The organism is Porphyromonas macacae DSM 20710 = JCM 13914 (assembly GCF_000379945.1).
GTDB lineage: Bacteria > Bacteroidota > Bacteroidia > Bacteroidales > Porphyromonadaceae > Porphyromonas > Porphyromonas macacae.
Genome location: NZ_KB904124.1, coordinates 268,327 through 293,425 on the forward strand (window position 1 = coordinate 268,327; position 25,099 = coordinate 293,425).

24 protein-coding genes and 1 pseudogene are annotated in these 25,099 nt (G+C 41.9%); 16 read left to right on the forward strand and 9 right to left on the reverse strand.

Annotated features, from left to right (window positions below):
* Positions 1-111: 111 nt before the first annotated feature.
* The 6 genes from A3GI_RS0101355 to A3GI_RS11895 form a co-directional block, all read right to left on the reverse strand.
* On the reverse strand, positions 112-675 hold the full coding sequence (locus tag A3GI_RS0101355; RefSeq protein WP_026215846.1) for a 30S ribosomal protein S16: 564 nt from the start codon (positions 673-675) through the stop codon (positions 112-114).
* 101 nt (positions 676-776) lie between these two features.
* Positions 777-1,016, reverse strand: a complete 240-nt coding sequence (locus A3GI_RS0101360) for a DUF4248 domain-containing protein (RefSeq protein WP_018359684.1) — start codon at positions 1,014-1,016, stop codon at positions 777-779.
* Between the two features lie 273 nt (positions 1,017-1,289).
* Positions 1,290-1,490, reverse strand: coding sequence for a hypothetical protein (locus A3GI_RS0101370; protein WP_051074575.1), 201 nt, complete (start codon positions 1,488-1,490; stop codon positions 1,290-1,292).
* A 16-nt stretch (positions 1,491-1,506) separates the two neighbouring features.
* Positions 1,507-1,962, reverse strand: a complete 456-nt coding sequence (locus tag A3GI_RS0101375; RefSeq protein ID WP_018359686.1) for an N-acetylmuramoyl-L-alanine amidase — start codon at positions 1,960-1,962, stop codon at positions 1,507-1,509.
* Between the two features lie 83 nt (positions 1,963-2,045).
* Positions 2,046-2,504, reverse strand: a complete 459-nt coding sequence (locus tag A3GI_RS11080) for an HU family DNA-binding protein (RefSeq protein ID WP_025004027.1) — start codon at positions 2,502-2,504, stop codon at positions 2,046-2,048.
* Positions 2,488-2,613, reverse strand: a complete 126-nt coding sequence (locus tag A3GI_RS11895; RefSeq protein ID WP_256592958.1) for a hypothetical protein — start codon at positions 2,611-2,613, stop codon at positions 2,488-2,490. Before A3GI_RS11895 ends, A3GI_RS11080 begins: the two co-directional genes overlap by 17 nt.
* Before the next feature lie 438 nt (positions 2,614-3,051).
* On the opposite strand from A3GI_RS11895, the gene A3GI_RS0101395 reads away from it, so the two are divergent.
* Positions 3,052-3,816 carry a HesA/MoeB/ThiF family protein gene (locus tag A3GI_RS0101395; RefSeq protein ID WP_018359689.1) on the forward strand — a complete coding sequence of 255 codons (765 nt, stop codon included), beginning with the start codon at positions 3,052-3,054 and terminating at the stop codon, positions 3,814-3,816.
* Here A3GI_RS0101395 and A3GI_RS0101400 read toward each other — a convergent pair.
* The gene (locus tag A3GI_RS0101400; RefSeq protein WP_018359690.1) at positions 3,808-4,581 is read right to left on the reverse strand and encodes a response regulator transcription factor; all 774 of its coding nucleotides are present in this window, start codon (positions 4,579-4,581) and stop codon (positions 3,808-3,810) included. The genes A3GI_RS0101395 and A3GI_RS0101400 overlap by 9 nt on opposite strands.
* A 164-nt stretch (positions 4,582-4,745) precedes the next feature.
* Here A3GI_RS0101400 and A3GI_RS0101405 point away from each other — a divergent pair, with 164 nt between their 5' ends.
* The 12 genes and pseudogenes from A3GI_RS0101405 (at position 4,746) to A3GI_RS10240 (ending at position 19,160) form a co-directional block, all read left to right on the forward strand.
* Positions 4,746-5,531 (forward strand): N-acyl amino acid synthase FeeM domain-containing protein, encoded by a 786-nt coding sequence (locus A3GI_RS0101405; protein ID WP_018359691.1) that lies wholly within the window; start codon positions 4,746-4,748, stop codon positions 5,529-5,531.
* Between the two features lie 75 nt (positions 5,532-5,606).
* Positions 5,607-6,119, forward strand: a pseudogene (locus A3GI_RS10230) (3-oxoacyl-[acyl-carrier-protein] synthase III C-terminal domain-containing protein); the annotation flags it as partial.
* Between the two features lie 57 nt (positions 6,120-6,176).
* Positions 6,177-8,474 carry an outer membrane beta-barrel family protein gene (locus A3GI_RS0101415; RefSeq protein WP_018359693.1) on the forward strand — a complete coding sequence of 766 codons (2,298 nt, stop codon included), beginning with the start codon at positions 6,177-6,179 and terminating at the stop codon, positions 8,472-8,474.
* An 11-nt stretch (positions 8,475-8,485) separates the two neighbouring features.
* Entirely contained in the window at positions 8,486-9,388 is a 903-nt protein-coding gene (locus A3GI_RS0101420; RefSeq protein ID WP_018359694.1) for an ABC transporter ATP-binding protein, read from the forward strand.
* A 7-nt stretch (positions 9,389-9,395) separates the two neighbouring features.
* Positions 9,396-10,187 (forward strand): ABC transporter permease, encoded by a 792-nt coding sequence (locus A3GI_RS11305; RefSeq protein WP_026215850.1) that lies wholly within the window; start codon positions 9,396-9,398, stop codon positions 10,185-10,187.
* Between the two features lie 91 nt (positions 10,188-10,278).
* A complete protein-coding gene (locus A3GI_RS11945; RefSeq protein ID WP_202898676.1) occupies positions 10,279-10,527 on the forward strand; it encodes a class I lanthipeptide in 249 nt (82 codons plus the stop codon).
* 182 nt (positions 10,528-10,709) lie between these two features.
* Positions 10,710-11,906, forward strand: coding sequence for a lanthionine synthetase LanC family protein (locus tag A3GI_RS0101430; protein ID WP_018359697.1), 1,197 nt, complete (start codon positions 10,710-10,712; stop codon positions 11,904-11,906).
* Positions 11,907-11,914: 8 nt separating this feature from the next.
* Positions 11,915-14,122, forward strand: coding sequence for a lantibiotic dehydratase family protein (locus A3GI_RS0101435; protein WP_026215851.1), 2,208 nt, complete (start codon positions 11,915-11,917; stop codon positions 14,120-14,122).
* A gap of 2 nt (positions 14,123-14,124) precedes the next feature.
* The gene (locus tag A3GI_RS0101440; RefSeq protein ID WP_026215852.1) at positions 14,125-15,009 is read left to right on the forward strand and encodes a thiopeptide-type bacteriocin biosynthesis protein; all 885 of its coding nucleotides are present in this window, start codon (positions 14,125-14,127) and stop codon (positions 15,007-15,009) included.
* A 61-nt stretch (positions 15,010-15,070) separates the two neighbouring features.
* Positions 15,071-17,296, forward strand: a complete 2,226-nt coding sequence (locus A3GI_RS0101445; RefSeq protein WP_036869714.1) for a peptidase domain-containing ABC transporter — start codon at positions 15,071-15,073, stop codon at positions 17,294-17,296.
* A 1-nt stretch (position 17,297) separates the two neighbouring features.
* Positions 17,298-17,786, forward strand: coding sequence for a hypothetical protein (locus A3GI_RS0101450; RefSeq protein WP_018359699.1), 489 nt, complete (start codon positions 17,298-17,300; stop codon positions 17,784-17,786).
* Between the two features lie 312 nt (positions 17,787-18,098).
* Positions 18,099-19,160, forward strand: a complete 1,062-nt coding sequence (locus A3GI_RS10240) for a ferrochelatase (protein ID WP_115087365.1) — start codon at positions 18,099-18,101, stop codon at positions 19,158-19,160.
* A gap of 316 nt (positions 19,161-19,476) precedes the next feature.
* Here A3GI_RS10240 and A3GI_RS0101460 read toward each other — a convergent pair whose 3' ends face one another.
* Positions 19,477-21,777 carry an ABC transporter permease gene (locus A3GI_RS0101460; protein WP_018359701.1) on the reverse strand — a complete coding sequence of 767 codons (2,301 nt, stop codon included), beginning with the start codon at positions 21,775-21,777 and terminating at the stop codon, positions 19,477-19,479.
* A 203-nt stretch (positions 21,778-21,980) separates the two neighbouring features.
* Here A3GI_RS0101460 and A3GI_RS0101465 point away from each other — a divergent pair, with 203 nt between their 5' ends.
* Together A3GI_RS0101465 and A3GI_RS0101470 are read left to right on the forward strand one after the other, a co-directional pair.
* Positions 21,981-23,339, forward strand: a complete 1,359-nt coding sequence (locus A3GI_RS0101465; protein WP_018359702.1) for a sigma-54-dependent transcriptional regulator — start codon at positions 21,981-21,983, stop codon at positions 23,337-23,339.
* Positions 23,336-24,361 (forward strand): sensor histidine kinase, encoded by a 1,026-nt coding sequence (locus tag A3GI_RS0101470; RefSeq protein ID WP_018359703.1) that lies wholly within the window; start codon positions 23,336-23,338, stop codon positions 24,359-24,361. Before A3GI_RS0101465 ends, A3GI_RS0101470 begins: the two co-directional genes overlap by 4 nt.
* A gap of 208 nt (positions 24,362-24,569) precedes the next feature.
* On the opposite strand, the gene A3GI_RS11565 is transcribed toward A3GI_RS0101470, so the two are convergent.
* Entirely contained in the window at positions 24,570-24,788 is a 219-nt protein-coding gene (locus A3GI_RS11565; RefSeq protein ID WP_147277703.1) for a hypothetical protein, read from the reverse strand.
* A gap of 16 nt (positions 24,789-24,804) precedes the next feature.
* On the opposite strand from A3GI_RS11565, the gene A3GI_RS0101480 reads away from it, so the two are divergent.
* A complete protein-coding gene (locus tag A3GI_RS0101480) occupies positions 24,805-24,960 on the forward strand; it encodes a hypothetical protein (protein ID WP_154647825.1) in 156 nt (51 codons plus the stop codon).
* The last annotated feature ends 139 nt before the right edge of the window (positions 24,961-25,099 follow it).

A 25,099-nucleotide genomic window follows, 5' to 3' on the forward strand; every position in this document is an offset into this window, starting at 1 on the left:
ATTGGAGTGATTTTTGGTGTAAAAAGAAAGAGCTGCCCGATGATTTCGGACAGCTCTTATTTCTGCTCAAGGCTCATCGCTTGCCTTCGGGCTTGCAATGTGCAGCTAAGATTACTCGGCCGGAGTGGCTTCTGCTTCAGGTGCCGTTGCCTCCGTTTCAGCGGCCGGTTCTTCACCGGCAGCTTCGGCTTCGGCCTCGGCTTTTGCTTTGGCAGCGGCAGCTCTTTTTTCTGCTACGGCTTCTGCTTTAGCCTGATTAGCTTTCTTCTCTGCTTCCAGAGCTGCTTTCGCAGCATCTTCTTTTGCTTTAGCCATGGAAGCCTTTGTCTTGTTCAGTTTTTCGTCTTTACCGGATTTCCACTCTTCGAATTTGCGTTGTGCCGTAGCTTCGTCGAAAGCCCCTTTTTTCACTCCGCCCTGAAGGTGTTTCATCATCATAACGCCCTCACGTGAAAGGATGTTACGAACGGTATCCGTAGGTTGTGCACCTACGTTCATCCAATACAGCGCACGTTCAAAGTTCAAATCTATTGTAGCAGGATTCGTGTTCGGGTTATAAGAACCTATCCTTTCAATAAACTTGCCATCTCGTGGCGCCCTGCTGTCTGCGATGACGATCTTGTAAAAGGGATAACCCTTACGACCGTGACGCTGCAATCTGATTTTTGTTGCCATTAAATTTTGATTTGATAATTTATTGCTGTATGTAGCGGGCACAAAGATATGGATAATCAGATGATTACGCAAATATCCCCGCATAGCTCTTTACTGTTTTGCTACTGACCGAAAATTTCAAAAAATTCTTCCGGCCGTCCCAGATATTGGCCGATCACCGAAACCTGTAATGGGGTGAGAAGGCGGCGTCCCGGCTTCCAGCCGTGCGAACGGAGAACATTGTGCAGTTCGCTGTCCGATTTGATCAGGTTGTTTAGATTGCGGCTCGCCTGTCGCGGATCGTGTTTGGGGAAGTAGGTGCCTGCCAATTCCTTAAAGGTATAGGCTCTGAATTCGAGCATCGCTCGTTCCGGCCCATACTGTCTGTTTGAAGCTTTTTCCATGTCTAAAAAGTATAAGAATATAAAAAATAAACAAGTCTCTTCAGGAGCTTGAACCGGTTGCGGGCATAGTCTGCCGGTTGTTTGTCTTCCGTCTGAGACTTGTGCAAAGTAAAGCCTTTTAGGCAACGAAAACAAGAACTTCTACAACTAAAATTTTTAATAAATATAGAGATGAATTTAGGCATGTACGGCAGAGTATCCCCGGCTGCTTTTTTGGGAAAAAGACTGCTGCTATTCCTTCCGCCTGTAGTGGTAGTCGATACCCAGCAGAGCACCGGCAAAAGTCATTACTTCACCGAAAGCCACCAGTACACTTGATCCGATCTCTCCTTCCGGAGGGGCATAAAACGAAGCATAGAGCAGCCCTAAACCTCCTGTTGTCAGGAGCAGGGCTAACATACGTTCTAAATAGATATGTTGTCTGTTTTTCATTGTTTTAATTGTTTGTTTATAACCATTCATATTCTGCTGCTGCATCGAAGCAGGGGCATAGTTTCAGCCATTCCGTTTCTTCGATTATCCCATTCCCGTTACGGTCCGGGCTGAGATCCCGGTGGCCTGTAATCATTGCCTTAGGGTATCGCAGCCGTAGTCCTGCTACCAGTCTGCGTAGCGTTCGCCGCTGTTCCCGGGTCCGGGTGTCGGCCGGTTGTCCGCCCGGCAGTAATCCGCCTTCGTAGCAGATCCCTATGCTGCACGTATTATAGCCGCGTACATGTGCCCCTGCTTCTGTGGGCGGACGGAGATTTTCCAATGTACCGTCTCTTCGTACATAGTAGTGATAACCCCAGGTGTAAAATCCGCGGTTCTTATGATCTCGCAGCATTTGTTCCTTGTCATACCTTTTATTGCAGGGCGTAGCCGAGCAATGCAATACGATATATTTTATGCTTTCGCTTTTCATTGTTTTTTATTTTTGTCCGTTTATGAAAGAAGCTCTCATTTCCGGAGTATGAGAGCTTCCCTGTTTTATCCTGTATTCAGGAATTAGATACCTTCTTCAGATGGATTGTCCTTTTCTGTTCCTCCCGGCTTTTCCTTTTTCTCAGGTTTTTTACCGGAGCCTACACATTCCAGCGAGATGTCTTTCGTTAACAGTTTTATGGCTTTTCCCGGGGTGAAAATCACTCCCACACCTTTGATCATATCGTTTTTGAAATCTTCTGCTTTCTTCGCACTTTTGCTTCGCAGGGTGAGGCGCAACCTGCCCAAATCGCCCAGAGAGACCAGTCGCCCGTTGGAGAGTTCTTTAGCCACCAGTTTGGTCAGAGTATAGAGCATGCTGCGCACATCTCCCACGCTAATGGCCGAGATATCGGCTATCAGTTCGGCCAAAGAGTTGATGTCGGCCTCATTCGTGTAAACGGGTCTGGCGTAAGCGATTGCCTCTCCTTCTTTGTTTTTCAGTTTAGAAACAGTTTCCAGTACTTTATACTTTAATGCCATAATAAAAAATAAATAAAAAAATAAACAATTGAGCCACTTGACTCTTTTCGGCGGGAGTGGCTCGTTGTCCCGCATCATGTCCGCACAGCTTTAGTCCCGTTTCTGCCATGTGCACATCTTTTTTTCCGGAGGCAGGGTGCCTATCGCTCTGTTGACACTGCAAACATACAACCGCTCTTTCACGCATGGGTGCAGGAAAAGGCACTTGGAGATACTTGGCGGCATTTTTTGGTGCGAAGAGTTCTTTAACCGGACTGTCCGAAGTCTGTGGTACGGGTAATTTAACGAGTCGTATTCTCGGGTTTGATATCAAACAGAGCCGGTCGCTTAATCTCGAGACTTTATTCTCGAGGTCGGAGGCACATTATATCTCTGACAAACCGGTGTTGCGGATGAAAGATGGATTTCGGGTTTTCGTCTCCCTTCGATGCTGTTTTGTGGATATCTATTTTTCTGTATTCCCTTAAAATCACCCTTTCGGGTATTGCGAAGAACAGCGTAAGGGTGGAACTTTGCAGCAGCGTACAATTATCATCAATCGGAATTTATGAAAAGATACGAGCGAAACCGGATATATATATCGGAGCAAGAGCAGAGAGAAATAAAAGGTTTCCGGGTCTTGTTGGGGGGAGCCGGGATAGGCAGTAATATAGCCGAAACCATTCTCCGGTTGGGCTTTGAGCATATCACCATTGTGGATGGCGATGTGGTGGAGGAGAGTAACCTTAATCGACAGAACTACAAACAGACAGACTTGGGACGTCCGAAAGTCGAAGCCCTGAAGCAGAGACTGCTCGGCATCAACCCCCGGGCGAAAATCACAGCTGTTCACCGGTTTATCGACCATGAGAATATCCGGGGGCTTATCGAAGGACATGATGTCGCTATTAACGCTTTGGATTTCAAAAGCGATATTCCGTTTCTTTTCGATCGTCTTTGCTCCGAACGGGGAATCTATGTACTCCATCCATATAATGTGGGATTCGCCGGCATCGTGATGGTGATGAAACCCGGTGGCATGAATTTGGAAAGCCTGTTGAAAGAAGGAGAAAGCCATGTGGCGTTTGAGAAACTTGCTGTCCGGCACGTTACGGATTACTTCAATTATTGGGTACGTCCCAAACTCTGGATAGAGGAGGTTATCCAAAAATACGAAGCAGAGAAAGAGGTCCTTCCTCCGCCGCAGTTATCTATTGCCTCTTCTCTTGTTGCCGGGATGTGTGCTTCCATTCTTCTGCGCATTGCTACCGGGGCTTTTGTTAAGGTTTTTCCTAAGTTTTACTATTATTCCGAATACGACGACTTAAATTAACCGACGATGGGTGGCAACGGCTATTGCTTCGGAAATATTCGTTACGCCTAATTTGACAAACAAACTCTTGCGGTATCCTTTCACGGAATCCTCCGAGCGGTTGATCTCACGCGCTATTTCACTTACCGAAAAACCTTGGTTCGCCAGTCGAATCACGGCTTTTTCGCTTTCAGACAAGTCGATGTTTTCAGAGAGTTTCCATCGTCCGGTTTTTAGTGTATAATGCCAGCTTTGATTCGAGTGGACGGCTGTGATGTAAGCAACGTGAAGTTCCTGTGACGGAGCCAGAGAAACCATACACAGGGCAAGCCAGATATTCCCTTCGGCTGTAAGCTTCAAAGGCGTAATCTGGTGGTTGACAAGCATTTTCTCTTTAGAGCACTCCCGGTATAAATGAAAGTTGTACGAGATGGTATATTTATGACGGTCCGAAATCGGTATACCCATGAAAAACTCGAATCCTGCCCGGTTTACGGAAAAAAGGAACTCCAAATCCTCTTGAGGCACATGCCTGTAATAAAATGCATACCCTTCCTGTTGTACCTGTTCCACCGTCTCTCCACAGAGAAAAAGCGGATTCTCCGACACGTAGAGGAAGTTCATCCGGTTGTAATCGATGATATAAAGCGATTTGTAAGTAAGCTGGGCAACTGCAGCCATTGAATCCATGTAAGGCTGTATATTCAGGTATTCATCCTCACAGACCTGAGGACGAACGCCTTTACTAAGCTCAAAACCGGATAATTTGCGTGTTTCTATATTCATACCTTATGAAAACCATGGTTTCACAAATATAATCATTTGTAAATACCCGATTACCCGAAAGGGTGAAAATGTCTTTCACCTCTGAAAATCACCCTTTAGGGTATTGTGCAGGGGGTTACACTTCTTGAAATTTGTATTGTAAGGTAAATACAAACAAAACGACAATGGATAGATTTATTACAAAGTTCGAAGAAATTACTCTTTGGCAATTATCAAAAGAGAGCCTTTTTTCTTTGGCCAAATTTGTTGTGGATGAGAATTATATACATCATCAAAAAGTAGGAGATAATAAAGAGACTTATGTAGAAGAATATCAAATGATATTTACGGAAGAATCTATCTTTTTTGATTATTCTTCTATTGTAGTGGCAAAGGACAATGCAGGTTCGATTGTCGGATCTATTAGAGTAATGAATTGGAACCTTAATCCTAATACAATTCCATTAATGAAACTGTTTGGAGAGAATCTTATCAATAAAATCAAGCTTAAAGAAGAGTATGAACATATTTGGCATGTGGGGCGTTTTGCTGTTCAAAAAGCTTATAAAGACAAAGTAAAGCTTTTTAAATTATTGATGTTATATGCCATCAGCCCTGTATTTCGACATGATCGGGGAGTCTTGTTGGCAGAAGCTGACGAAAAACTTTTGCGGGTAATGCGGGCAATGAAAATCGATGTTCAACTTTTGTCCGAAGGAAAAGAATATATTGGTTCAAAAACTATACCGATGATGGTGACGAAGAATGGACTTAGTGAGTTTATGCTGAATAATGTTGCAATGGCTTTTGATTTGCGTTTTGATGTGGAAAAGACTCAATTACCCGAAAGGGTAAAATTTAAGTCTCGCATGCAGAATTACCCTTTTGGGTATTGTGATGCTATTGAGGCATACCGAAATTCGCAAGTATATAAGGATAATAGCATATATCAAGAATACAATGATATATAGACATGAAGCAGACAAAGATCTACTTTAATGAGTTTTATGAGAGGAATATTCTTAATTATGAACTATGAATTTTCACTCAAAATAGAATGGATAGAAATGACATCTTATACAAATGAACTTCCTACATGTATGTTTATGGGGGCAGAATTAACTGCCGATGGATGGATGAGAAGTTGGAAAGAGTTCACTCCGGAGGGAATAAAGACGCGTGGGACGATACTTTTGAAGCAGGATATTCGACAGTTGAAGAAGTACATTATAAAATATTGGGTAAATCACATTGAAGAGGTACTTGACAAGCACAATATAAAGGCCGAGGAGATAAGTTATGTGATATCACATGTTTCCTCGATGTTCTTCTATGAGAAGTTGAATGATGAAATTTCCACTCGTGGAATTGCACTAACGAAAGAGAAGTGGTTTACCAATCTCACTTCTGTTGGAAATATCGGTTCGGCAGCTATTTATGTGGCATTGGATGAGTTGATTAGATCAAAAGAGATAAAGCAAGGACAGAAGATACTTCTTCTCGTTCCCGAGAGTGGCAGATTCTCGTATGGAACAGTACTTCTAAGTTTAGATCTGTAAACAATACAGAGGCATCAACCCTATATTGAAAAAACAATATAAATCTTTATAGATAGTATGGTTAAATTTAGTCTTTATTTACTCATATTGTTTTTGGGTAGTGTTGTTACATTTTCCCAAACGATCGAAGGGGTGATTGTTGATAAAGTAAGGCAGCCGATTGAGTTTGTCAATGTAGTGCTTTATTCTTTACCTGATAGCAGTTTCGTTGCAGGGGCCGTAACAGACAATCAGGGTTTTTTCTCTATACCACTCAATGAGAATCGTAGCTGTTTTTTGAAAGTTTCTCGTATCGGCTATAAGTCTCAAATTTTGTCTCCTGAATCGAATCTATCTATTTTGTTAGAAGAAGACTCTCAACAACTAAAAGAAGTGGTAGTAACGGGGAGGCAAAAAGTATTTAAGGTTAAGAACGGTGGCATTGTCGCCTCGGTGAAAAATACCATATTGGAATCCTTACCAACACTCAATGATATTATTCTTCAACTTCCTTTTGTCTCTGGGGATGATGGTTCTTTTCATATACTTGGTAAAGGCAAGCCTGCAGTATACATCAATAACCGTCTCGTGAGAGATCGTAAAGAGATTGCACAGTTTTCTCCTGCAGATATTGATAAGATAGAAGTAATTACAACACCAGGTTCAAAGTACGATTCGTCTGTAAAAGCGGTAATTAAAATCCAAACTCGTAGGGATATAGGAGAAGGACTAAGTGGTCGTTTCGATTTGTTGACCACACAAAGAAGCACTTTTTCTTCAGATGAAAACGCTAACTTTAATTACCGAACTGGAGTATGGGACATCTTTGGTGGTCTTTCTCTTTCTCAATCAAAGCAAAAACAAAGTTCTTTCTTCACTCAAGAATATCTTAAAAAAGGTCTTGAGCAAAAACAGAGTTCACATTCAGATGAAAGATATAGGTATAATTCCTTTATTCCTTCATTTGGGGTGAACTATAATCCCAATACAGCACATTCGATGGGTCTTCGTTACAGGAGCAATATTAATACAAACAATACCAAAATATGGAACACCATTGATGTTATTAATAAAGGATCGCAATATCAGGTTGTGCAGTTTTCTGAAGCGCAAAATAAGGGAAATAATCATTCGATTAACACTTATTATAGTGGAGCCCTTTCTAAACATCTTTCCCTAGATCTTAATGCTGATTGGATGACTGGACATATTGACAAAGGGCAAAAAATTAGCTATAAAGAAATTTCTGATGATGGTCTAACGACCAAAGGACTTAGTGATTACTCTCTATATGCTGCAAAAGGAGTACTTTCTTATCGTATGAAACATGGAGTTTTAGAAGCTGGAGGGGAGTATTCTTACACACAATATCTACAGTCTTATAGCACGGACAAACCAGAGATTGGCATTGAAGATTCCAAAGACAAATCCCTCCAACATCGAGCAGCACTATTTTCTTCGTATAGTATGCAAATAGGAAAGTTGGGACTATCTGTCGGGCTTCGTTACGAGGATATCTGTATTTCATATTATCTCAATGGTACTCTAAATAAGGAACAATCTCGTATTTATTGGCAATTATTTCCAAATATATTAGTTGCTTACAATGAAACTGGGACGCAAACTTCTTTTAGTTTCGAGAGAAAAATAGAGTATCCGACCTATAGCGATCTGAGAAGTAATGTGCAATATAGTACTCCTTTTTTATACGAGAGTGGAAATCCATCACTCCTCCCTAAGATTGCGAATGTTTTTACAGCATTGGCATCGTGGAAAGATTTACAAGTGATGTTAGGGTACACAATAAATGAGAATGATATTCTCCAGATGATACGCACCTACAAAGAGAAAAATATTATGATGAGTCGCCCAGAAAATATAAAGAAAACCCAAAATGCAAACGTAGGAATCTCTTATGCCCCAGTAATAGGGCTATGGCGTCCACAACTCGTAGTAAGTGGAATATGGCAATGGTTGGACTTGGATACTTCATATCGGCAAGAACAGTATAAAAGTCCACTTTTTAGCATAGCTTTTCAGAACACATTTTCCTTCCTTGACAATTGGATATTACGTACTGGAGTTATGTGGAATAGTGGAGGGTATCGAGGAATTACCTATGGGAAGCACTCTTGGCAAATCAATCTTAGACTCTCTAAGAGTTTGTTCAAGCGAAAACTTTGGATAAATCTAACACTGAACGATATCCTAAAGACAAGTACAAGTTACTGGAAAATGCATTTCGATGATCTTAGAGTAATGCAGGAGAAAAATATGGATAGTCGCTATATGATGTTGTCGATTTCCTACCGATTCAATCCGGCTAAAAACAAATATAAAGGAAAACAATCTAGTGATGAATTAAATCGCTTATAAGAGGTAAGGTTATGAATAGCATGCTTTCCATCAAAGGGTTACATTTTAGTTACCAGAATAACCCAATACTCCGAGGTATAGATTTAGATATCCCTTCTGGTTCTATCTTTGGGTATCTCGGAAAAAACGGAGCTGGTAAGTCTACTACCATTAAACTATTATTAGGACTACTTCCAATAGATGAGGGAGAAATCTTCTTTAAAGGTGTCTCACTCAAGAAGTCACCTTTATTGCTGCGTTCTCATGCGAGTAGTATGATTGAGCATCCTTCCTTCTATTCATTCCTTACAGTATCTGAAAATCTTGACTACCTCAATAAAATATTCAAGATGGGAAAGTGTCGAAAACAGGAAGTTTTATCGCTTTTAGGGCTTAGTGAGCATGCTAATAAGAAAGCGCAAGCTTTATCTTCTGGACTAAAGCAACGTCTTGGCTTAGCGATGTGTTTATTTAAACGCCCAGAAATGCTCATCCTTGACGAGCCGCTCAATGCTCTCGATCCTCAAGGTATATATGAATTAAGGCTAATCTTGAGACAACTAAATGAGGAAGAAGGAGTAACTATATTTCTTTCTAGTCACATATTGGAGGAGTTGGAAAAGCTTGCCAATCAAGTTGCCATAATTGATGGTGGCAAAGTCCTTTACCAAGGAGATATTGATGGTTTGACAAAAAAACATTCTGATGTCATAAGCCTAAAGGTTGATAATACGGATAGAATTATACAGTTAAATTATGCGTCTATCTTCTCTGTGAAGCAGGTTGATGCCCCAAATCATGTAGAGTTTGAGGTGAGAGACGAGGAGGAATTTTCCAGGTTAATCTCTTCTTTGAGTAAGGATGGGATCTCTATCTACAATATAACACACAAGGGTTCTGCCCTTGAGAACGCATTTATCCACCTAACTAAGTAAATGTATTATGAAGCTCCATATTTCTCTTCTAAATATCATTAGAGCAGAGGTTTATAAAGCCTCTCGTAGTAAGCTAATTATAGGGATTCTATTGTCCCCTTTAGTTATCTATTTATTGATGTTCATCTACATCATCTATAAAGGAAGATATGGGCTTTTCGACCATACAGCACTCGCTTATAGCGGAGATCCATGGCTAATGGTTTGGTCGCGTTACACCCTACCCTTATTCTCCTTAATGCTTCCGCTCATATTGATCGTCTTGTCCTATCTGATCTGCGAATTTGAGTTTCAGAATAACAACATAAGATCGCTTTTCTCCTTTCCTATTGTTCGGTGGAAGTTGTATCTCTCAAAGTTTATTGTGTTATCCGTACTCATAATTGCTCTCTGTATTATTACATGGAGTGGTTTTGTTTCGTTTGGCTATTTGTTGGGGGAGGTGATTCCTGCATATAGATTTGCTGAATATGCTATTGGGCTATCCTCTTCTCTGGTTATGTTGAGAGTCTTATTAGCTTCATTTTGCGTGGGAACATTTGGACTAGTAGTCAGTTTATTAACACGCAACTTCACGGTCCCTATCTTGTTAGGAGTGTTCCTGACAGCATCCGCCATTTTTGTAACAAACGAATCGGTGGGTGAATTCATTCCCTTTACAACCTTTACATACCTTGCCTCAGTACGGCCAATAGATGAACTTACGAGCTTTACCACGAGAGATGTGATAAACATTGGTTTCTTGTGCATTGCAATGCCTATAGGTTATATAAGCTTTACTCCAGAAAAGAAGTCATAATTACATAGAAAGTAATATAGACTCTGATGGTTAATGCAGACTCGCCAGAGGAGTTTTAGAAAATAACAAAAGAGTTTGCTTAATTTTCATTATGAAAGAATCTCGTAAATTGACCCTTTCGAAGAAGGTTATCTCCTCTCTAGAAAACGACAGGATGAGAGGAATCGTAGGTGGTGAAGATGTCCAAGGAGTTACCTTCGACAATGGATGTACAAGAGGTTGTACAGATGGATGTGGTCCATTCCAAACATGGTGGAATTGTACCAGAGAAACTTGTACTGCAGATTGCACTTCTTCCTTAACTTGTAATAAGACCGTTACAGTAATTGAGGAGGATTAAAGAACTCCCTCAATACATAATTGAGGAAGTTCGACGGAAAGGATAGGGGAAGGGGACCCTTCCTCTATCCTTATGAAATATAATGCACTAATGCAGCGCTATAATTCTAATATCCACAGAGAAGACTAATGCATTTATTCTCCAATATGGTTAGAGTTTTGAATATAGCTTAATATATAAATATGAACACAGAGAGAGTTTTGGAAAATATTGCGGACCGTATCATTGTGCGAGAAGGCAACGACTTAGGGCTTCTATCTGGAGCAATGGGAGATGTCCTCTTTCTCTTTGAATACTCCAGATTTAATCATATCTATAGAGATAAAGCGGAATCGATCTTTAATATTATCTTGGATCGTATTCAAAATACTCCGCCTCATTATTCATATTGTTCTGGACTTGCCGGAATAGGAATGGGGGTTTTGTACCTAAAATCACAAAAACTCATTTCAGATGATTTTGAAATAGGAGAAGAAATAGATGAGTATCTGCAGAAAAGCTTGGTCAGTTGTATTGATAAAGGCAATTACGACTTTTTACATGGAGCTATCGGAATAGCATTCTATTTTATAGAACGATTTATACAAACAAAGAGTGCTCATATAAAGAGTGTTCTAATTTTCTTGATGAGAAAGATCAAAGAGTCTGCAACTGTTTTTAAAGATAAAGATAAAAGTATTTATGCTTGGTGTACAAAAAACAAAAATGGACAGGAAGTTTTCGACCTATCTTTAGCACATGGTTGTTCTCATATTATACTTCTTCTTTGTAGGCTATATGATATTTTAGATGACAACTATCGACCTGATTTAAGAGAAATGATCATAGGTGCAGTTGAATTTGTTTTGCATCATCAACTACCCAATCCACGCTTTTCATACTATCCATATAGTGTTCAGAAAGAAGAAGTTTTTACTACTCAACATACGGCAAGCCGATTATCATGGTGCTATGGCGATTTCGGGATCGTATTATCTCTTATTCACGCAGATAAAATTTTACCCAATCATGGCTTTTATGATAAAGCTAAAGCAATCGCATTATTCATGACAAAACGGAGGAATTTATCTGAAAATTTAGTTGTTGATCCTTGTTTCTGTCATGGCGCATCGGGGGTTTCTGCAATATTTGCTTTTTTATACAAAAAAATCAAAAACAAGGAAATGCTCAATAGTTACTTCTATTGGTTAGAAGTTACAAATAAAATGCTGGTTAATAACGATATTGAATTGACATATTTCAATCCAACTACAGCGAAATTCGAGAAGCATGAGGGGATGCTTACGGGGATAGGTGGAGTTGGTATTGTTCTTTTATCCTCTTGTTATAAAACAATTGAAAGAAAACTTCCGTGGGGTAAGTTGTTTTTATTAGAATAATTGCTACGATGAAATCAATTTCTTTTTTCTCAAAGTATATAGTAAGAACACCAACGTTCTCCTATGATGAGGTGGATAAAGTATTATCGTCTCCCTCTTGTTTTGAGCAAATAATCTCAAACTCGATATTTGCAGAGGCCATTTTTATTGCTAGTCAAAGTCTTTATAAAAGAATATATCAACAAAACATAGAAAAGATGACTAAGGAGGATATTGATAGGATTCAATCATCCATCGTAAAATACTTTTCACGAATGTCTGTGAGGAGTACCCCGTTTGGTCTTTTTGCAGCTTGCTCTGTAGGAGAGTTTTCTTCAAGTAATTCTTTTACAATAAAAAAAGATGTATCAAGAGTTATTCGCTTAGATCATTCAGTTCTTTGTAAGATTGCTGAAGTAATTACTAATCCTGAAAATTGTGCAGATAATCACATTATGTATTATCCTAACACATCTCTATATAGAGTGTTTGGAAATAAAGCAAGATATATAGAGCCGTCTCAAGGGAAAGAGCTAGGAAGACAGTATTTGTTAGAGGAAATCATTTTGACAGATTATCTTATTGATGTTTTGAATTCATGTCATGATGGAGCATCTCTCGTGGAGCTGTCTAATATGATTAAAAACAAATATGGAACAGATTCTACAGAGTCAATCGAGTTCCTACATGACCTTGTAAGGTCAAAAATAATTGTTCCTGAATTATATTATTCTGTAACTGGCGATGATTATCTAAATAGAATTATCAATCTTCCTTTTTTGAAAAATACAAGAATAAAGAAAACGCTTAACTCCATCAAATGGCATACTCTTAACGATGAATCTGGAATTGTTGCATACACCAATATCCAAAAGGAACTTAGTTCGATAGGTTGGGAAAAGATAGACGATAATCTTATTCAAATCGACCTCGTTCGTAGCTCTAAGGACTTTTTTATTGGAGAAAAAATAAAAAATGACATCAAGGAAGTCTTTTATCTTCTTCGTTCCATCTCTCCGAAAAAGAATTTGCATCGAACAATGGACCAATTCAAGAATAAATTCTCCGAGGTATATCAATTACAAGAAATACCCCTAGTACTAGCACTTGATCCTGACATAGGCATTGGTTACCCAGTAGGTGCAACTAGAGCTACACAATCATCCATGATGGATTACGTTGAATTTCCCAATTTAAATAATGAGAATGAAACATCAAGCATCGTAAATCGCTTTTTGGAGAATAATATTGCAAAGACTATTGCTGAGAATCAGAAAGAAATAGACCTTACCAGTATTTTCAATAAGATAAGAATAGACGAGGATGATTTATTAGATCAATACCCTGAGTATAGTTCTTTTTTCACCAAGATTAGGCCCTTTATTTTGAATAATTCTGGGGAAGTAATAATTGAATTGAGTTCTTTTCATGGGAACTCCGCGTTGAATATAATAAATCGGTTCGCACACACATCGCCTGAGATAATGTCAATCTGCAAAGAAATTGCGTCATGGGAGAATAATCTTGGAGGAAAGGATTCCATAATTGCTGAGATTGTTCATCTTCCAGAAGATAGAGCAGGAAATGTAACATATCGCCCACTTCTAAGGGATTATGAAATCCCTTATATATCTTCAGCATCAACAAGTCGGGATTGCACTCTCAATATCGAAGATCTATACATATCAATTGTTAACAATCGATTAAAGATTAGATCAAAGCGTTTAAACAAGTGGATTATCCCTCGATTATCCAATGCTCATAACTTTGTATACTCCAAACTTCCAATATATCGTTTCCTTTGTGATTATCAATCTGAAATATCAGATATACAAGCTTTTTTTCCAAAGCCATCTAATCTTAAGTCTTCGACCTTTTTCCCAAGACTAAAGTATAAGAATATTATTCTTTCTCTTGCGTCTTGGCATGTTGATAAAAAAGAATTTGAGCACATCTTTGATATTAACGATGACTGCGATTTACTTTTTCAAATATCCCAATGGAGGAAGCATAACAATATTCCCAATAGAATTTTATTGTGTCAAGGTGATAATGAGTTATATGTAAATCTCTCCATACCGAAATCTATTAGAGCTTTTATTTCTTCAGTAAAAAAAAGCAGTTCATTCTTAATAAAGGAATTCTCTTATCCCAATACCACTCCTGCCATTATGGATGAAAATGGGGAACGACATTGTGGAGAAGTTTTTGTTTTTCTCAAAATAAAAGATAATTAAGCATGCTATCTAATAAGCAAAGAATATATCCTCCCGTATCGGAATGGATTTTTTATAAGATATATCTTGGAAAGAATTTAGCGGAAGAACTAATCATAGAATTAGGTAAAGAAGCAAATGACTTGATAAATCAGGGTGTTGCTCAAAAATGGTTCTTTATCCGATATTCGGACCCAAATTTTCATATCAGATTTCGGATTTATTGCCCTCTTAATAATCGCATGTTCGTTCTTGATAAAATTAATGCGATTATTTCAAGATTACTATCTTCTAGAATCATTCACAATGTCATGATTGATAGTTATCATAGAGAATTTGAGAGATATGGAGAATTCGCTATAGAATACGTTGAAGACATCTTTTGTATAGATAGTTACGCTGTTTTGAATTTGATCGATATCGCTATGAATACATGTTCTGATATTGAAAAATTCAAACTACAGTCGTCAATTGCTTTAATTGAAGAGTATTTCAAAGTGTTCAATATATCATTGGACGATAAAATATTAATCTTGCATGGAATTAGCGATAGTATGCATAAAGAGTTTGGATTTAATGAATATAATAGGAAAAGCCTGAATACACTCTATCGACAATACAAGCCTTTGGTATTTTCTACATACGAGAACCATGAGGATGAGCAAGTTATCCTAATCAACAATGAGATAAAGAAACACCATGTAAAATACAAATTATCGGCGAAAAAAATTATGAACGCAAGCAAGGGATCTCCTCTGTTTATTCAAAAATCATTGCCTAGTTATATTCATATGACAATGAATAGACTTTGGGCTGATAAGAATAGGATGTACGAACTCGTTATTTACGATTTCTTGGTTCGGTATTATAAAAGCTATATTGCACGCGAAAGCAATAAGCGTAAATAAAATTCGAAACAACATCAAGTATAAATGTTTTGAAGACTCCCGTTTTTATATTTTTGCACTTATGAATGCTCGGAAAATAAGACTGATAAAACAAAAGGATTCGATGGACTGTGGTTCTTCTTGTTTGTTGATGGCCGCTATGTACCATGGTATACAACCGAATATTGAAGTCGTACGATCTACTTGTGCATTAGGTAAGGACGGAGTATCTCTACTTGGCATAAGTAAAGCTGCGGAAGGAATAGGATTCAAAACTATTGGAGGGTGTTTAAGTTTTGCGAATTTGATCGATGGAGTTCCATTACCATGTATTGTTCATTGGAATCAAAAGCATTTTGTCGTAGTCTACAAGATAAAGAAACACCGGAAAGGGAGATATACGATCTATGTTGCAGATCCCGGGAAAGGGTTTGTAACATATACTAAGGAGGAATTTTGCAACCATTGGATTAGCACAAGAGTCAATGATGAAGAGAAAGGTATTGCTCTCCTCATCGAGCCTACAGAGCAGTTCTATGCCCAGACAGATACAGAAAAAACTCAGACACAGATTCGGGTAAAGTTTCTATGGAGCTATATCAAAAAGTATAAACGTTTCTTTCTTCAATTGATATTGGGCTTATTGCTTGGCTCGCTCTTACAATTAGTCTTTCCTTTTCTTACCCAAGCTATTGTGGATACGGGTATTGGAGGAAAGGATCTCAGTTTCGTATGGCTGGTTCTATTGGCACAAATGATGTTACTATTCAGCCGTACTGCCATTAACTTTATTCGATCGAAGATCCTCCTGCATATCTCTACCCGCATCAATATTTCGCTTATTTCGGATTTCTTCATCAAGCTGATGAAGCTCCCGATGAAGTTTTTCGACACCAAACTGATGGGTGATCTCTTACAACGCATCGAAGACCACAGGCGGGTGGAGCAGTTTCTTACTTCGAGCAGCCTGAGCCTTCTGTTCTCTTTCTTCACGTTCCTTGTTTTCGGGGTCGTTCTGGCCATTTACAATCCTGGTATCTTTTTTGTCTTTCTTCTTGGAACGCTCTTATATGCCGGCTGGATCATCCTGTTTCTCAAAAAGCGCCGTCGGTTGGATTACAAATACTTCGAGCAGTCCGGTCGTAATCGTAACGTAACCTATCAACTGATTGGAGGAATGCAGGAGATCAAGCTGCAGGGTTGCGAACAGCGCAAACGGTGGGAATGGGAGGATGTGCAGGCCGACCTCTTCAAAGTCAATCTCCAATCCCTCAATCTTCAACAGTTACAGCAGGCAGGAAGTATCACCATCAACGAGGTTAAGAATATTCTTATCACTGTTCTTGCCGCCGCAGCAGTCATACAAGGGCATATGACACTCGGTATGATGCTGGCGGTACAGTATATCATCGGACAACTCAACAGTCCTGTGGAGCAACTCATTCAATTCATCTATTCATGGCAGGACGTGAGCATCAGTCTCGATCGTATGAATGAAATCCATACGGAGAGCAATGAGGAGAATACGGACAGACATAGAAACGGCTATACCGGTGAAACATCCGTAGATCATTTGCTTTCGGTGAAAGAACTTTCGTTCAAATACGATATTTACAGTCCTAAGGATGTTCTTTCCGGGATCAATCTTTCCATCCCGAATGGCAAGGTAACGGCTATCGTGGGAGCAAGCGGAAGCGGTAAGACTACGCTTATCAAACTCCTGCTCGGGTTTTATGAACCGCTGAATGGGGAAATTCGGGTAGGCGGTGCGAATCTCTCGGAATACAATCTTTCCTGGTGGCGCCATCAGTGCGGTGCGGTGATGCAGGAGGGCTATCTCTTCTCCGATACCATTGCACGGAATATCGCCATTTCGGATGATGAACCCGATATTGAACGTATTCGCCGCGCTGCTCGTGTGGCAAACATTGCAGACTACATAGAAGCCCTCCCTTTGGGTTATAATACCATGATCGGTCAAGATGGGCAAGGCATCAGTCAGGGGCAACGACAACGGATACTGATAGCGAGAGTAGTGTATAAGAATCCGATGTTCGTTTTTCTGGACGAAGCGACCAATGCGCTTGATGCCAATAATGAGCGGGCCATCACCGAAAACCTCTCTGAGTTTTATCGGGGCAAGACCGTCGTGGTTGTTGCACACCGACTCTCCACCGTTCGCAATGCCGACCAGATTGTAGTGTTGGATGAGGGGAAAATTGCAGAAATCGGCACACACGAAGAACTCACGGCTCGACGTGGCAAATACTTTGCTTTAGTCAAAAACCAATTGGAGTTCGGCAATTGACATGGAAGACAGAAAGAAACAGGAACGGAGTTTTGAACTCAGAAGCGAAAAAGTTCGCAGTATTGTGGGGCAGATACCGCCCTCGCTTGTACGTTATGGGATCACGGTTATCGGAGCGGTATTGTTGTGTCTCTTTATGATTGGTTATTTCTTGCCGTATAAGCAGGTTTACTCGGGTACGGCCGTAGTACATGGCATAGCCGGAGAGTCGAAGACAGACAGTATGGAGATAACTCTCCTGCTGAGGTTTGATGGGCAGAGGATGAACGGAGGGAACAATCTGTCACAGCCGGTTTTTTTGCAGACTGAGGATGGAACGCTATCAGGACAACTGCTCCAACTGTCTTCTCTGCGTGACACGCTGCAGAGGCAGGAAGCTCTTGGCCGTTTTAATGCAAAAAAGATCAAATCGGTAGAGCATCAGACGGTGGACTTCCGGATTATTCGGTCTTCGGGTAATCTACTGCAAAAAATGCTCGGAGATCTATAATCGGTTTACAGGATTTTTGACTTATCCTTAAATGCTATTCTTTCCTCTTTAATCGAAATAAAGTCTTTGCGAGAATCATTCTTGCTGCGAATGTGTATAAGAGGCGGAAGAAACGGCTAAGTGAGGGGGCGTTTTGCTTTTGTGTAAACGGAGGAGAGCGACAGAGTAGGGTATAGAGCAAAGTTGTTGTTATCTTTGTTTCTCGTATAGAACGTGTTTTCGTAGAGCCGGACAAACGGACATCGAATTTTCGCAAAGATGCTTTTCCCGTCTGTCGAAGTGTGCACTTCGGAATACGTACACCGCTCTTTTATGGATAGCATGGAAATAGATAAAAAGCCGAAGCCTGTTTTTGTTGTTATGAATTTGGGCTCTCCCGACAGTGCGAGCGTGGAGGATGTACGCCGGTACCTGACCGAATTTTTGATGGACGGACGGGTCATATCCATTCCCCGCCCTTTTCGCTGGTTGCTGGTACACGGTTATATAACTCGCTTCAGGACTCCACGTTCGGCTAAAAAATATATCCGCATCTGGAATCATGAAAAACAATCTTTCCCTCTGATTACTCATGCCGAACAACTTGCGCATAAATTGAGCCTTCGGACCGGTGCCCCGGCATACAGCGCGATGCGCTATGGTCAACCTTCGGTGAAGGTGGTACTGAAACGGATATTGGACGAACAGCCTGAACAGAGTCCTGTTGTTCTGCTGCCTCTTTATCCGCATTATGCACAGAGCAGCTACGAAACGGCTGTCGAACATTTCCGCCGCCAGGCGCGAAAGTCAGGACTTACGCATCGTTTGCATGTTTTACCTCCTTACTATAATGATTCCGGATATATCGCTTCTTTGGCGGCATCCATAAGACCTTACCTTTCCGAACCGTTCGATAAACTGGTGTTGAGCTATCACGGTATACCGCTGCGGCATCTGGCTCCTGCCTGCCGTTTGTATAACGGCAATGATGCCTGTCACGGATTGTGTGCCGAAGATCCTGTTTGCTGCTCCACCTGTTATCGTTTCCATTGCTTTCGTACCACCGAGCTGGTAGCCGTTTCCTTGGGGCTTGATCTGAACAGGGTGGAGATGTGCTTCCAATCCCGCATGGGACACGTAGAGTGGTTGAAGCCTTATTTTTCCGAACGGATGAAAGAACTTCCTGCCGAAGGAGCCAAACGGATAGTGGTTGCTGCCCCCGGGTTTACGGCCGACTGTCTGGAAACGCTGGAGGAAATTCAAGAGGAAGGGCAGTCCGTTTTTATGCAGAGCGGAGGACATTCATTTACTTATGTGCCGTGCCTTAATGACAGTGATACTTTTGTCTCTTGTCTGGCTTCGCTGGGAAATGCTTTGGTCGAATCGGAGGGATAATCTCAGTCTCTTTGGATATTTCTCACGCCAAGGGGAATTTTGTATTCATGTCTTTGAGTGGTAGACAGAGGCGTTTTTATGCATTAAAAACGTATTCTTTTATTTTTCCCGAGAGAGGTGAAAATTCTTCAGGCAAAGAAAAAAAATCCAAGTTAACTTCGTTGAAAATCCATTGCGCTAAGAATTTTTACCCATCAGGCAGAGAAATCCGCTCTCTCCGGCAGAGAGAAATCAGCATATTCCGAGAAATTCAGGAAATCGCCCTCTCAAAACCGGAGAAAAGCTGTATACCATATACTTTAGAAGCAATAAAGAGCTATTCCGATTTAAGGGTTTTAGCCGGATTCTGCCGGGCAGCCTTGAATACCCGACTGAAAATACTCATATAAACAACGACAAACACCACCGTTATGATACTCAAGTAACTCCAGATACCTGCGGTAACCTGCCGGGTGTACTGCTCCACCCAACGCTGCATGATATAGTAGCCTACAGGCAAGGCAAAGAGAACGGAGCATAAAATCACATAAAAATATTGGCGGAAGAAAAGCATCATCACTTCCCGCACACCGGCTCCGTTGATTTTGCGAATGGCTATCTCTTTTCTACGCCGGTTGCAACTGAGCGTAATCATCGAATAGATACCGAAAACGGCAATGAGCACAGCTACTCCCGTCATCACCGAAAGCAGATAAAGCAAATAGCGTTCGCTTTTCATGTAACCGCGATAGACTTCCTCCATACTGTACATTTTATGCAAAACATAATTGCCTCTTTTTCGATATGCTTTTTCAATCTCTTCATAAATACGCGGAGCATCTTTCTTTTCGCATCGAAAAGCGAATGACTTGGAAACGGAACCGCCACCCCCGGAATTTCCATAATAGATAGTCGGCAATACCGGTTGCGTAGGCGATGCCGTATAGAAATCTTCAATAACACCCACCACTTCTTTTCCGGCTAATTTTTTACCTACCGGATCTTTTTCGCCCCACTCTTTGAGCGCGGCCTGATTGATCAGACATGCCCCCTCTTCTCCTTTGTGAATACAACGCCCGTCAACAAGTTTGATTTTGAAAAAACGAATAAAATCTTCCGGAATTCCCATATCATAAGCCTGATAGATAACTGTCCGGGGCTTCTCGCTCTTATTGTTTTCCGTCGTTTTAATGGTACTCCATGTATTTTGGGGCAGAAAGATCTGAGGAAAATATATCACATCGGTTACTCCGGCTATACTGCGTATTTCGTCTCCGGTAACGGGATCTTCATCATCGAAATTGAAATTATACACCGTATGCGTATTCATCCGGTCGAAGCCGGCAGATTCGTTATTATTCAGATGGATAAGTTGCATGGTCATAACCATGGTACAGAAAATGAGCAGGATGCTTGCAGAAAGTTGAGCCCAAAGACTGATAACGGTAAAGCTGTTCTTGAAACCCTTACCGCCGTATGCGGGACGGAGGATCTCCTGAATACCCCGTCGCATAAAATGGCGAATAGGCAACCAACCTGCAAGAAAAGAAAGAATCAATACACCCGCAACATAAAGAAGAGACATTTTGAAGAAGAAACCGCGATTGGCTGTAATCAGTGAAAATTTGGCAAAAGGGACAAAAAGCAACTCCGAAAGCATAAGCCCGAAAAAGAGACTGATCAAAATAAGCAGGAGATACTCGGTAAACAGATACTGCAACAGATTTTTTTCACCGGCACCGTTTGCCTTGCGCAGGGTCAATTCGCGACTCCGCAACTTAATGCTGTTTATAAAAAGCATCAGGAAGTTGAACAATGCGCCCAAAGTGACAAGAAGAGAAACCACAGCAAAAATCCTGAGATGGTTGTATCTTATAGCCGTTTCCTCTAAAGGCTGAGTATAGTGCATTTTTTTCAAAGGAATCATTTTAAGCTCCGTCTCCGGCGCATTTTCCTGAAGAGAGCCCAATGAAGATATTTTCTTCTCAAAAGCCTTTACATCTACCCCTTTGCGTATTTTGACAAATGCAAGAGAACCGAATTGCTGCCAGGAATGGGGATCGTTTAAGTCGAACAGCCGCGACTTCAGCTTCAGAGCCTGAAAGGCAATATTCGTGTGCTTCACATCGGGCAGGCTGCCGATATAATTTTCGTTGGTGATTTTACCCTTCAGGTTATTATCGGCGATGAGTTTATCGGACAGGAAGAAACTCCCGTCCACCACAAAATGAGGTCTTCGTGTTTGCCATTCAGGGTAAAAAACTTTGAAGAAACTGCTGTCGGCATACGCTGTTTTGATATTCAGCAAGGAATCCGTGGCACTCGTTTTAATTGTTTCTACAGCCACAAAAACGCCCGTGGCAGCCTCCACTTCCGGATAGTTCGTTTCCAAATGATGCGAAAGAGGAATCTGTGTGTACATGGCCCAACTCACCGTTTTATCTTTACCTCCCTGTATCAACAGATAGATACGGTCGGCATCCGTTATGCGGGCATCGAATGTCTTTTCATACCGTATCCAGCTTGCAGTGAAAGAGAATGCGGTAAAACCGATGGCCAACCCGATGATACTGATCAGCGTTTGCGCACAATGCCTGCCAAGGTTACGCCGGGCCATTTTCAAATCGTGTGTAAACATATCTTTTAAGATTGTATTATTTTCTGAAAACCGTACAACAAATATGATGCCAAAAATATAACTTACTGTCAATTAAATAAATACAAAAACACTCTCTTCCGCTTGTGTTCGGAAAAGCACGCCGGACTGTTCGTATCCGCACGTTTCGGACAGACTATTATTCTTATCTTTGTTGCAGTTCCTTTCAATAAAAAAACAACCCCATGGATAAACAGGGACAAATACTTATCGTAGACGACAACGAAGATATTCTCTTCGCACTCAATCTGCTGCTGGAACCGCACTGCGAAAAGGTACGCGTAACGACCGACCCCGAACGTATCGGCTATTTTATCAACACTTTTCATCCCGATGTGATCCTGCTGGACATGAACTTCCACAAGGACGTGGCCGGCGGACAGGAGGGGTTTTACTGGCTGGAGCAGATCAAGGCTTTGGATCCCGATGCCGTGGTTATTTTCATTACAGCTTATGCAGACATGGAGAAAGCTGTGCGTGCCATCAAAGCCGGAGCTGTGGATTTCATTCCGAAACCATGGGAAAAGGAGAAGCTGCTGGCTACCGTATCGGCTGCGGTTAGGCTGCGAATGAGCCGTAAAGAGGTAGACAGCCTGCGCCGGCAAGTGGAGGCGCTGCAGGGAGCAGTTCCTCCCCTTATCGGTGAAAGCCCCGCAATGTGCCGCCTGATGGACATGATCGGTCATTTAAGCCAAACGGATGCCAATATCCTGATACTCGGAGAGAACGGCACGGGTAAGGACCTGGTGGCACAGCAGCTGTATCGACACTCGCCACGTGCAGGCGGTCCGTTTGTACATATCGACATGGGCAGCATTCCGGAACAGCTGTTTGAAAGCGAACTTTTCGGCTACGAAAAAGGCGCCTTTACCGATGCCGGGAAGACCAAGCCGGGACGTATGGAAACGGCCTCGGGCGGGACGCTTTTCTTAGATGAAATCGGCAACCTGTCGGCAGCCATGCAGGCCAAGCTGCTCACGGCAATAGAGAAAAAGGAGATTGTGCGTCTGGGAGCTAACGTACCTGTTCCGATAGACGTGCGCCTGATTTCTGCCACTAATGCAGACCTTGACCGACTCATCCGGGAGGGACTTTTCCGTCAGGACCTGCTTTACCGCATCAACACCATCGAACTGCATATCCCTCCGCTCCGGGAGCGAGGCGACGATGTGTTGCTGCTGGCAGATTTTTTCATAAAACGTTTTGCTGCCAAGTATAACAAAAAAGTATCCTCTATCAGCACCATGACGGGACGCAAACTCAAGGAATATGCCTGGCCGGGCAACGTGCGCGAGCTGCAACATGCAATGGAGCGGGCCGTTATTCTCTGTACGGGCAGCACCGTCACACCTGCCGACCTGATGCTTTCGGCCAAAGGAAAGAACAGAGGCAGCATACCCGGAACGCTTAATCTGGAGACACTGGAACGACAAGCCGTCCAACAGGCGTTGGCACAGTGTGGCGGCAATATCAGCCGGGCAGCCGAACTACTGGGAATCACACGCTTTGCCCTTTACCGAAAAATGGAGAAATACGGGTTATGATCAAATACCGCAAGAAATACATTGCAACCTTCGGGCTTAAAATAGCCGCCATCGTGGTGCTGGCTTTCCTTTCCGTATGGCTGGTCTATCGCTCTTTATACATCTCGGCTTCTTTCGTCTTCCTTCTGATGATTGCTTTGGCAGTGAGCATTTACAGAGCACGCCTGCAACTGATACGACGCATCACCGAGGCGATACGGAGCATCCGCGCCGATGATTTTTCCAGCCGGCTCGTTTCGGAAGAAGCGACTTCCGGCAAAGAGATGCAGAAGCTGATGGAGGAAATGAACGAAGCGCTCGCCCACTTCCGGACGCGCACACATGAAGCCGTGGAGCAGGAAGCGGAGACGGCAGCCTGGCAGAAGCTGATCAGTGTACTTACCCATGAAATCATGAATAGCATGACGCCCATCATCTCACTTTCGGAAACCATGAGCGAACGGCAGGCGGAGTGCCTGCCGGAAGATTACGAAAAGATGCGCAGTGCCATGGAAATCATCCACCGACGCAGTGAAGGACTGCTTGCCTTCATCAATAACTACCGGAGGCTGACGCGCCTGCCGGAACCGAAAATCGCCACCGAACCGCTCGAACCTCTTTTCTCCACACTCCACCGACTGCTGAAAACCGAAGGTATCCGGTTCGACTATGAGGTTTACCCGGATACGCTAACCTTGGATGCAGACCGGGAGATGCTGGAACAAATGCTAATCAATCTCATCAGAAATGCCGGCGAGGCAGCAACAGACACATCGCAAGAAGTAGAAATCAAAATAAGAGCCCAAATGACAGAGCAGGGCGTAGAGATTGCCGTCCGGAACAACGGGCCGGAAATTCCGCCAGATGTGCTGGAGCGTATTTTCATACCGTTTTATTCGACCAAAGCAGGGGGCAGCGGCATCGGGCTGAGCCTCTGCCGGCAGATTATGCACAAGCACGGAGGTTCCATTTCGGCAACCTCGGCTCCCGGCAATACGTCCTTTATTCTCCGGTTTCCCCGGCATAAAGATTTTATGAGGTAACGGCCGATAAATATTAAAAAGAGACTCTCGCAGGCAGCGTTACCCACGGCACTCCATCGTTTGGGATATTTATTAATGGATGGATATTCGGATGAGAAGCGGAAACGCCCCGAATAATTATCGATTTTTCATCAAAACAGAGCTCTTCAACTCGTGTGATTTCCGCTATTCGGGCGAAACGGATATTGAATACAATTTAATTTTTTTGTCAATATCTTGGGGGACGGGCATAAAAGCCATCCGTAAACCCATCTCGCACGTCTTTCAAAAAGCCGGGAACGGGAACCTCGCCGGATTTTACACCTCTGACAATATCCGGACCATCGATAAACACCACGTACGTAAAAAAGCCCACAGCAATGGCCGTTAAGACAGTCCTAAAACTTAATTTTTCTTTTTTAATGCCTCGATCTTCTGTTAAATTCATCGCTAAAACCTCTAATATGGCTGAAATTATCAATAAACGAAATTACAAAACAGCTGCTATACCCGTTAAGATACGGTCCCTGATACTGCACTTCATCACCGGTGAAAATAAGTTCATCATGGTCCGATTCGGTTACCTGCCGTCACTCAGAAACATTGCTGCTATTCTATAATTCTTTTTCTGTTTTTATCGTACAAAGTTAATGATTGGAAATCAATATTAAAGTACAGATGTACGGTTTGGCCTCTTGTGTAAATTCCGCTTACCGGCGCAACACGGTGAAAAGATGTCTGTTTATTTAATATTTGCTA